This window comes from Mycolicibacterium vaccae NBRC 14118 = CIP 105934 (assembly GCF_001552715.1).
GTDB lineage: Bacteria > Actinomycetota > Actinomycetes > Mycobacteriales > Mycobacteriaceae > Mycobacterium > Mycobacterium vaccae.
Genome location: NZ_BCRS01000057.1, coordinates 1 through 8540 on the forward strand (window position 1 = coordinate 1; position 8540 = coordinate 8540).

The 8540-nt window shown below is 69.5% G+C and carries 9 protein-coding genes; 1 reads left to right on the forward strand and 8 read right to left on the reverse strand.

The annotated features are described in order from the left end of the window. The 4 genes from mltG to MVA01S_RS12945 form a co-directional block, all read right to left on the reverse strand. Complete coding sequence (gene mltG, locus MVA01S_RS12930) at nucleotides 1-1248, reverse strand: endolytic transglycosylase MltG (protein WP_060941609.1); 1248 nt, start codon at nucleotides 1246-1248, stop codon at nucleotides 1-3. Then, nucleotides 1241-1768 (reverse strand): Holliday junction resolvase RuvX, encoded by a 528-nt coding sequence (ruvX, locus tag MVA01S_RS12935; protein WP_003933398.1) that lies wholly within the window; start codon nucleotides 1766-1768, stop codon nucleotides 1241-1243. The genes mltG and ruvX overlap by 8 nt, the downstream gene beginning before the upstream one ends. Before the next feature lie 4 nt (nucleotides 1769-1772). After that, entirely contained in the window at nucleotides 1773-4469 is a 2697-nt protein-coding gene (gene alaS / locus MVA01S_RS12940) for an alanine--tRNA ligase (RefSeq protein ID WP_003933397.1), read from the reverse strand. Nucleotides 4470-4542: 73 nt separating this feature from the next. Continuing rightward, the gene (locus MVA01S_RS12945) at nucleotides 4543-4944 is read right to left on the reverse strand and encodes a secondary thiamine-phosphate synthase enzyme YjbQ (protein WP_040543019.1); all 402 of its coding nucleotides are present in this window, start codon (nucleotides 4942-4944) and stop codon (nucleotides 4543-4545) included. A gap of 98 nt (nucleotides 4945-5042) precedes the next feature. Between MVA01S_RS12945 and MVA01S_RS12950 the strand changes: the two genes are divergently transcribed. Then, nucleotides 5043-5351, forward strand: coding sequence for a GlsB/YeaQ/YmgE family stress response membrane protein (locus MVA01S_RS12950; RefSeq protein WP_003933395.1), 309 nt, complete (start codon nucleotides 5043-5045; stop codon nucleotides 5349-5351). Between the two features lie 75 nt (nucleotides 5352-5426). Here the strand turns inward: MVA01S_RS12950 and MVA01S_RS12955 are convergent, their stop codons facing one another. The 4 genes from MVA01S_RS12955 to MVA01S_RS12970 all read right to left on the reverse strand — a co-directional run bounded on the left by MVA01S_RS12955 (nucleotide 5427) and on the right by MVA01S_RS12970 (nucleotide 8529). After that, nucleotides 5427-5900, reverse strand: coding sequence for an SRPBCC family protein (locus MVA01S_RS12955; protein ID WP_003933394.1), 474 nt, complete (start codon nucleotides 5898-5900; stop codon nucleotides 5427-5429). Next, nucleotides 5897-6214, reverse strand: coding sequence for an ArsR/SmtB family transcription factor (locus MVA01S_RS12960; RefSeq protein ID WP_051015389.1), 318 nt, complete (start codon nucleotides 6212-6214; stop codon nucleotides 5897-5899). Before MVA01S_RS12960 ends, MVA01S_RS12955 begins: the two co-directional genes overlap by 4 nt. A gap of 125 nt (nucleotides 6215-6339) precedes the next feature. Further along, nucleotides 6340-7680: a replication-associated recombination protein A gene (locus MVA01S_RS12965; RefSeq protein WP_040543018.1), complete on the reverse strand. Its 1341-nt coding sequence runs from the start codon at nucleotides 7678-7680 to the stop codon at nucleotides 6340-6342. 9 nt (nucleotides 7681-7689) lie between these two features. Beyond that, complete coding sequence (locus MVA01S_RS12970) at nucleotides 7690-8529, reverse strand: DUF3097 domain-containing protein (RefSeq protein ID WP_003933391.1); 840 nt, start codon at nucleotides 8527-8529, stop codon at nucleotides 7690-7692. Between the last annotated feature and the right edge of the window lie 11 nt (nucleotides 8530-8540).

Consider the following 8540-nt stretch of genomic DNA (forward strand, 5'->3'; position numbering starts at 1 on the left):
TCATCGCGCCGAGTCGAGGACGCCGTTGCGTCGGGCGATTTCGATGTTGGCCAGGTGCTGCTCGTACTCGCGGGCGAACAGCGTGGTGCCCCTCATGTCGACGGTCACGAAGTACAGCCAGTCCCCCGGCTCCGGATGCTCGGCGGCCAGCAGCGCGGGCGAACCCGGCGAGCAGATCGGCGTGGCCGGAAGGCCCGGGCGCACATAGGTGTTCCACTCGGTGGCCTGCGCGCGGTCGGCGTCGGTGGTGGCGACCTCGATCCGGTCCAGCGGGTAGTTCACCGTCGAGTCGGACTCCAGGGTGCGGTTCTCGTCGAGCCGGTTGTAGATCACCTGGGCCACCTTCGAGAAGTCCTCCGGAGTGGCCTCCCGCTGCACCAGCGATCCGACCGTGAGGATCTCGTACGGCGACATGTCGGCGGCGGTGGCCGCGGCGAGCAGACCGCCCGCCTCGTACTGGACCGCGCTGTCCGAGATCAGCGTCGCGAGAATGTCCTGCGGCTTGGCCGACGGGTCGATGTTCCACGAGCCCGGTGCGATCAGCCCCTCCAGCCGGCGGTGATCGGAGCCCAGCGCCTCCACCGCACGCGTCGCCCACTGCGGCACACCGATCTCGGCGAGGTTCGCGCCGCTCGCGACGTTCTTCAGGTCTTCTGCGGCGACGCACCGGCGGTCCCCGTCGAGTTCCACACACGACGCGTTGGCGATCAGCGTGAGGATGCCGGCGGTGACCGCGTCGGTCTTGACGTCGCGCACGTCGTCGAGCTGGCGGCCCTCGGGGATCACCAGCTTGCCGACGCGGTTGTCCGGGTCGGCAAGCCGCTCCACGGCGTCGGCGGCAGGGATCTCGGTGCGCACCTTGTAGAAGCCGGGCTGGATCGACGAGATCGCCGCGTTGCCGTCGGCGGCCTCGACGAACACCTTGACGTTGGCCACGACGTTGTTGTCGTGCAGGGTCTGCCCGATCGCAGTGGTGGAGTCGCCGTCGTGCACCTGGATCACCACGTCGTTGACGCCGCCGCCGGCGAAGTCGTCGCCGGCGCCGCCGAACAGCGAGTGCCACATCCGCGACCCGAGGAACACCGCGCCGATCACGATGACCACGAGCATCGTCAGCGAGAAGATGACGGCGACGCGCCGCCTGCGCCGCAGACGCTCCTGCCGGGCGCGTTCCCGCCGGGTCATCCGCTGCCTCGGCGGTCCCACCGCCAGCGGCTCGGCCCGGTCACTCCGCCAGTCGTCAGTCATCCGAGACCTCTCCGTGTGCGGGCAACGCCGCCCGCCGCTGGTCCAGCCAGTTCTGAAGAATCCCCACCGCCGCGGCCTGATCGATCACCGATCGCTGGCCGCGGGAACGAACACCTGCCTCCCGCAGGGCACGCTGTGCTGTCACCGTCGTGAAACGCTCGTCGCTCAGCCGGACCGGCACCGGCGCGATGCGCCGGGCCAGCGTGTCCGCGACGTCTACCGCGTCCTGCGCCGAGGTCCCCGCCCGGTCGGCCAGCGTCCGCGGCAGTCCGACCACGACCTCGACGACGTCGTACTCCCCGACCAGTGCGACCAGCCGGCGCACATGCCGATCTCCGCGCTTCTCGCGGCGGACCGTCTCCACCGGCGTGGCCAGGACCGCGTCCGGGTCGCTGACCGCGACCCCGATCCGCACGGTGCCCACGTCGACACCGAGCCGCCGCCCACGCCCAGGATCCGGAGCCGTGCTCGGATCGCCCGGCCGGTCAGGCGTGCGGCTGGTCGAGTCGGTGTCGGGCACTCGGTCAGCTCCGGCCGATCTCCGCGCGTAGCGCCGCCAGCGCCGCGTCGATGCCCGCAGCTCCCTTGCCGGAACCCTGGGCGAGATCGGCCTTGCCTCCGCCGCGGCCGTTGACCGCGGCGCCCATGACCTTGACCAGCTCGTCGGCACGCAATCCGTGGTCCTGCGCCGCCGGGTTGACCGCCACCACGAACGGGACCGAGTCGTTGTCGCCCTCGGCAATCAGCGCGATCACCGCGGCGTCGCTGCCGAGCTTGCCGCGGATGTCGCCCACCAGGGAGCGCAGATCACCGGCCGAGATACCTCCGGCCATCCGCTGCGCCACCAACCGCACGTCGCCGATCTGTTCGGCACCCGCGGCGGCGTTCACCGCCGCCGAGCGGGCGTTGGCCAGCCGCAGCCGGTCGAGTTCCTTCTCTGCGGCGCGCAGCCGCTCCACCAGCGTGGCGACCCGAGCGGGCACCTCGTCGGACGGGACCTTCAGCGACGACGCCAGGCCGGCCATCAGCGCGCGCTCCTTGGCCAGGTGGCGGAACGAGTCCAGACCGACGTAGGCCTCGACGCGACGCACTCCCGAGCCCACCGAGGACTCACCCAGGATCGTCACCGGGCCGATCTGTGCCGACCTGCTCACGTGGGTGCCGCCACACAACTCCAGGGAGAACGGCCCGCCGATCTCGACCACCCGGACCTCGTCGGGGTAGTTCTCGCCGAACAGGGCCATCGCCCCCATGGCCTTGGCCTTCTCCAGTCCGGTGGTGAAGCTGTGCACCTCGAAGTCGGCTTCGACGGCCTCGTTGGTGACTTCCTCGATCTGGCTGCGCTGGTCATCCGACAGTGCGCCCTGCCAGTTGAAGTCGAACCGCAGATAGCCCGGCCGGTTCAGCGACCCGGCCTGGACCGCGTTGGGCCCCAGCACCTGTCGCAGCGCCGCGTGCACCATGTGGGTGCCCGAGTGGCCCTGGGTGGCGCCGTGGCGCCAGCGCGGGTCGACGGCGGCCTGCACGGTGTCGCCCTCGACGAACTCACCCGACTCCACGTTGACGCGGTGCGCCCACAGGGTTTTCGCGATCTTCTGGACGTCGGTGACCGCCGCTTTGGCCGTCTCCGAGGATCCGGTGCCGGCGATCGTGCCCTCGTCGGCGATCTGCCCGCCCGACTCCGCGTAGAAGGGGCTGCGGTCCAGGATCAGCTCGATGCGCTCGTGGGCGCCCTCGCGGCCGCCGTGTGCCACCACCGGAACCCGCTTGCCGTCCACGAAGATGCCGAGAATCCGTGCCTCGCTGGTCAATTCGTCGAAGCCGGTGAACTCGGTCGGTCCGGCGTCGACGAGTTCACGGTAGGCCGACAGGTCGGCGTGGGCCTGCTTGCGCGCGGCCGCATCGGCCTTGGCGCGGGCCCGCTGCTCGGCCATCAGCCCGCGGAAACCCTCTTCGTCGACGCTGAGGTCGGCTTCCGCGGCCATCTCCAGGGTCAGTTCGATCGGGAAGCCGTAGGTGTCATGCAGCGTGAATGCGTCACGGCCGGAGAGCTTTCCGGCGCCGGCGGCCTTGGTGGCGCGGGCCGCCTCCTCGAACAGCCGGGACCCGGACGCCAGCGTCCGGTTGAACGCCGTCTCCTCGGCCACCGCGATGCGCTGGATGCGTTCGAAGTCGGTGCCCAGTTCCGGATAGGACGGGCTCATCGCGTCGCGGACCGTCTCCATCAGCGACGCCATGATCGGCTCGTCGACGCCGAGCAGTTTGGCGGCGCGGATGATGCGGCGCAGCAGGCGGCGCAGCACGTAGCCGCGGCCCTCGTTGCCGGGGCTGATGCCGTCACCGATGATGATCGCCGCGGTCCGGCTGTGGTCGGCGATGATCCGGTAGCGGACGTCGTCGTCGTGGATGCCCTGCCCGTACCCGCGCGGCGCGCGGCCTGCGACCAGATCGATGACCGGGCGCAGCAGATCGGTTTCGTAGACGTTGTCCACGCCCTGGAGCAGGCACGCCACGCGCTCGATGCCCATGCCGGTGTCGATGTTCTTGCGCGGCAGCGGCCCGAGGATCTCGAAGTTCTCCTTCGAGGTGCCCTCGCCGCGCTCGTTCTGCATGAACACGAGATTCCAGATCTCGATGTAGCGGTCCTCGTTGGCCTCGGGTCCGCCCTCGACGCCGTACTCGGCGCCCCGGTCGTAGTAGATCTCCGAGGACGGCCCGCACGGTCCGGGAATGCCCATCGACCAGTAGTTGTCGGCCATGCCGCGGCGCTGGATGCGCTCCAGCGGCAGCCCGGCCACCTCCTGCCAGTAACCGATGGCTTCGTCGTCGTCGAGATACACGGTGGCCCAGAGTCTTTCGGGCTCGAAGCCGTACCCACCCTGGTCGACCGGGTTGGTCAGCAGCGTCCAGGCGAACTCGATGGCGGCCTTCTTGAAGTAGTCGCCGAAGCTGAAGTTGCCGGCCATCTGGAAGAAGGTGTTGTGCCGGGTGGTGATGCCCACCTCGTCGATGTCCGGGGTGCGGATGCACTTCTGAACGCTGACGGCACGATTCCACGGCGGGGTGCGCTGGCCGAGGAAGTAAGGGACGAACTGCACCATCCCGGCGTTGACGAACAACAGGTTCGGGTCGTCGAGGATCACCGAGGCGCTCGGCACCTCGGTATGACCCGCCTTCACGAAGTGATCAAGGAAGCGTTTCCTGATCTCGTGTGTCTCCACGTCCTGTTGTCCTTCGGTTAACCTGCGAATACTCGACCGCACCACAGTACCGGTCGCAGTCTCGCCCGAACCGTCAGCCCGACACGAAGCTCAGCCGCACCGAGCGACGGGGATTGTCGCTGTTCAGGTCGACGAGCACGATGCTCTGCCAGGTGCCCAGCAGAGGCTGCCCGTCGGCCACCGGCACCGTCACCGACGGCGACACCAGCCCCGGCAGCACGTGGTCGGCACCGTGGCCGGGCGAACCGTGCGCGTGCCGGTAGCGGTCGTCGCGGGGCAGCAGCCGTTCCAGCGTGTCCAGGAGGTCGTCGTCGGAACCCGCGCCGGTCTCGATCACCGCCAGGCCCGCCGTGGCGTGCGGGACGAACACATTGCACAGGCCGTCCCCCTGGGCGGCGCAGAACTCGCGCACCGCCGAGGTCAGGTCAACGGTGCGGCGCCGGGACGTGTCGACGTCGAGCACTTCGGTGTTCACGCGTCCGAGAGTACGAGTCCCGAGGCGATTGACGCCTGCGTTTATTGCCGTGGGGGCCAGGGTATGTCTGCGGCAGCCCGCCACCACTTGGAGGAAAAATGACCATCACCGGCATCATCACCGCAATCTTGGTCGGCATCGTCGTCGGCGCCCTGGCGCGGCTCGTGCTGCCCGGCAAGCAGCCGATCGGCATACTGCTGACCATCCTGGTCGGTATCGTGTCGGCGTTCATCGGCACCGCGCTGGCCCGTGCCATCGGGATCCCGACCGCGACCAGCGGTATCGACTGGCTGGAGCTGTTGGTCCAGGTCGTCGTCGCGGTCGTGGGTGTGGCGCTGGTGGCGGCGCTCATGAGCCGCCGCCGTCCCGGTGTCACCGGCGGCCGCCGCTCGGGAATGCTGCGCTAGGCGCTCGAAGATTTCCCATTTTGGTGATCCCGGCTGGGCCCCCGACCAGTCGGGGTCACCTCATGTGCGGGGTGCTCACAGCTGCGGCAGCAGCGCGTCCAGCTTGTCGTAGCCCTCGGACATCCCGCCTTCCATACCGGAGGACAGCAGCGCGTCCCGCGCTTCGGTGCTCGGGCAGACCGAGCGGCCACGTAGGCGTGACCGTCCGTCGCCGAGATCGTCGAACCACAGGTATTCGATGTTGACCATGTCGGGCGCGCCCCCGAATTCGAAGGTCTGCACGATGAGTTCGTTCTCCCGGACGGTGTGGAACGTGCCGTTGAAGACGTAGGTCCCGTGCTCGTCGGTGTGTGTGTAGCGGTAGCCGCCATGGCTGCGGAATTCCCACTCCTGCACGGTCATCTCCAGCCCGTGCGGGCCGAGCCACCGTTTGACCAGATCGGCGTCGGCGTGCGCCCGGTACAGCGCGGCGATGGGAGCGTCGAACTCCCGGGTGAACTCCATGGCCAGGGTGTCGACGGGGGCGTTGAGCGTCAGCGCGTTCGTCATGTCGGTGTCTCCTTCGGTGCGGTGGGCGAAGTCTCCGCCAGCAGGCTGTCAAGCCGGCGGTAGTTGCGTTCGGCGTCCAACCGGTACCGGTCGATCCAGGCGGTCAGCGCCTCCAGCGCGGCGGCGTCCAGGTACACGGGCCTGCGCTGGGCATCCCGGGTGCGGGTGACCAGACCGGCCTGCTCGAGTACCTGAATGTGTTTGGACACCGCCTGTTTCGTGATGGCGAACGGAGCGGCGAGCTCGTTGACCGTCGCCGGGCCCCGGGACAGGCGCGCCACCAGGGCGCGGCGCACCGGATCGGCCAAGGCCATGAAGGCCCGGTCGAGGCTTGCCTCTCCATCGACGGCACGGTCCAATAATCAATCTTTCTATTGATAAACCAATTGGTTGATTACGACGGTACGGAACAGCGCCGGGGGCGTCAAGGGCAGCCGCGTCAGCGTCTGCGCCGGATGATCGCCCGCAGCTTCTCCAACCGCGTGGAGATCTCCCGCTCGACGCCGTGGTTGGTGGGCCGGTAGTAGTCCACGCCGACTAGCTCGTCCGGCGGATACTGCTGGGACGCAACACCGCCCGGATGGTCGTGGGCGTACTTGTAACCGACCGCGTTGCCCAGCTTCTGGGCGCCTGAATAGTGACCGTCGCGCAGGTGGGCGGGGACCAGGCCGGCCTTACCGCCACGGATGTCGGCCATCGCCGCACCGAGCGCGGTCGTCACCGCGTTCGACTTCGGTGCGGTGGCCAGATGCACCGTCGCGTGCGCGAGCGTCAGCTGCGCCTCCGGCATCCCGATCAGCTGCACAGTCTGCGCCGCGGCAACCGCGATCTGCAGTGCCGTCGGGTCGGCCATCCCGATGTCCTCGCTGGCCAGGATCATCAGCCGGCGCGCGACGAACCGCGGGTCCTCCCCCGCCACCAGCATCCGGGCCAGGTAGTGCAGCGCGGCGTCGACATCGGAGCCGCGGACGGATTTGATGAACGCGCTGACGACGTCGTAGTGCTGGTCGCCATCCCGGTCGTAGCGCACCGCGGCCTTGTCCAGGGACTGCTCGACGACCTCGACGGTCACGTCCTGCCCGGATTCGGCGGCGACCTCCAGTGCGGTCAGTGCCCGGCGCGCGTCGCCCGCCGACAGCTGCACCAGCTGTTCGATCGCGTCGTCGGTGACCTTCACCTTGCCGTTGAGGCCGCGCGGATCCTCGATGGCGCGGCGGATCACCGTGGTGACCTCGGCGGGCGTCAGCGGCTGCAGCTGCAGGATCAGCGATCGGCTCAGCAGCGGCGCCACCACGGAGAACGATGGATTCTCGGTGGTGGCCGCGACCAGCAGCACCACCCGGTTCTCGACCGCGGCGAGCAGCGCGTCCTGCTGGGTCTTGGAGAACCGGTGCACCTCGTCGATGAACAGCACGGTCTGCTGTCCTCGAAGCAGCGCGACGCGGGCCTCCTCGATGACCGCCCGCACCTCTTTGACCCCGGCCGCGAGCGCGGACAGCGCCTCGAACCGCCGACCGGTGGCCTGCGAGATCATCGACGCCAGCGTGGTCTTGCCGGTGCCGGGCGGGCCGTACAGGATCACCGACGCCGCACCCGAGCCCTCGACGAGTCGTCGCAGCGGCGAGTTCGGCGTGAGCAGATGCCCCTGCCCGACGACCTCGTCCAGGGATGCCGGGCGCATCCGGACCGCCAGTGGCGACACCGTCCCTCCAGGGGCGCCCACCGGGGCCGCGGCAGACGCCGCCCGCTCCCCGGGCACATCGAACAGACTGTCGGACACGCTCCCTGCTTACACGGGTGCGGTGACGAAGTCGATCAGCTCCTCGACCCGGCCGATCAGCTCGGGTTCGAGGTCGGTCCAGTCCCGCACCCGACCGCGGATCTTCTGCCAGGCGGCGGCGATGTCGGCCTGGTCGCGGTGCTTCCAGCCCAGCGCCTCACACACGCCGTGCTTCCAGTCCTGACCCTTGGGGATCACCGGCCATTCGGCGATGCCGAGGCGGGCCGGTTTCACCGCCTGCCAGATGTCGATGTACGGGTGCCCGACCACCAGCGTGTGCTCCCCGCCCGGACCGCGCCGGACCGCGTCGGCGATGCGGGCTTCCTTCGATCCGGCGACGAGGTGGTCGACGAGCACGCCGAGGCGGCGCCCCGGGCCCGGGCGGAAATCGGCGACGATCGCGGCGAGGTCGTCGACGCCGCCGAGGTATTCGACGACCACTCCCTCGATCCGCAGGTCCTCGCCCCACACCTGCTCGACGAGCTCGGCGTCGTGGCGGCCCTCGACGTAGATGCGGCTGGCCAGCGCGACCTTCGCGCGCGCCCCCTTGACCGCGACCGATCCGGACGCGGTGCGGGTCGGCGCGGCCGGCGCCGCCTTCCTCGGTGCGGTCAGGATGACCGGCTTGCCGTCGATCAGATAGCCCGGCCCGACCGGGAAAGGTTTGGTACGGCCGTTCCGGTCCTCGAGCACCATCCGGCCGTACTCGACCCGCACCACCGCGCCGACGAAGCCGGTCTGCGCGTCCTCCACGACCATGCCGATCTCGATCGGCTGCTCCGTCGAACGCGGCTTGCGTGCCTGGTGGGGGTTGTTGGCCAGAATGTCGGCGCCATAGCGATCAGCCACCGGCTGATCGT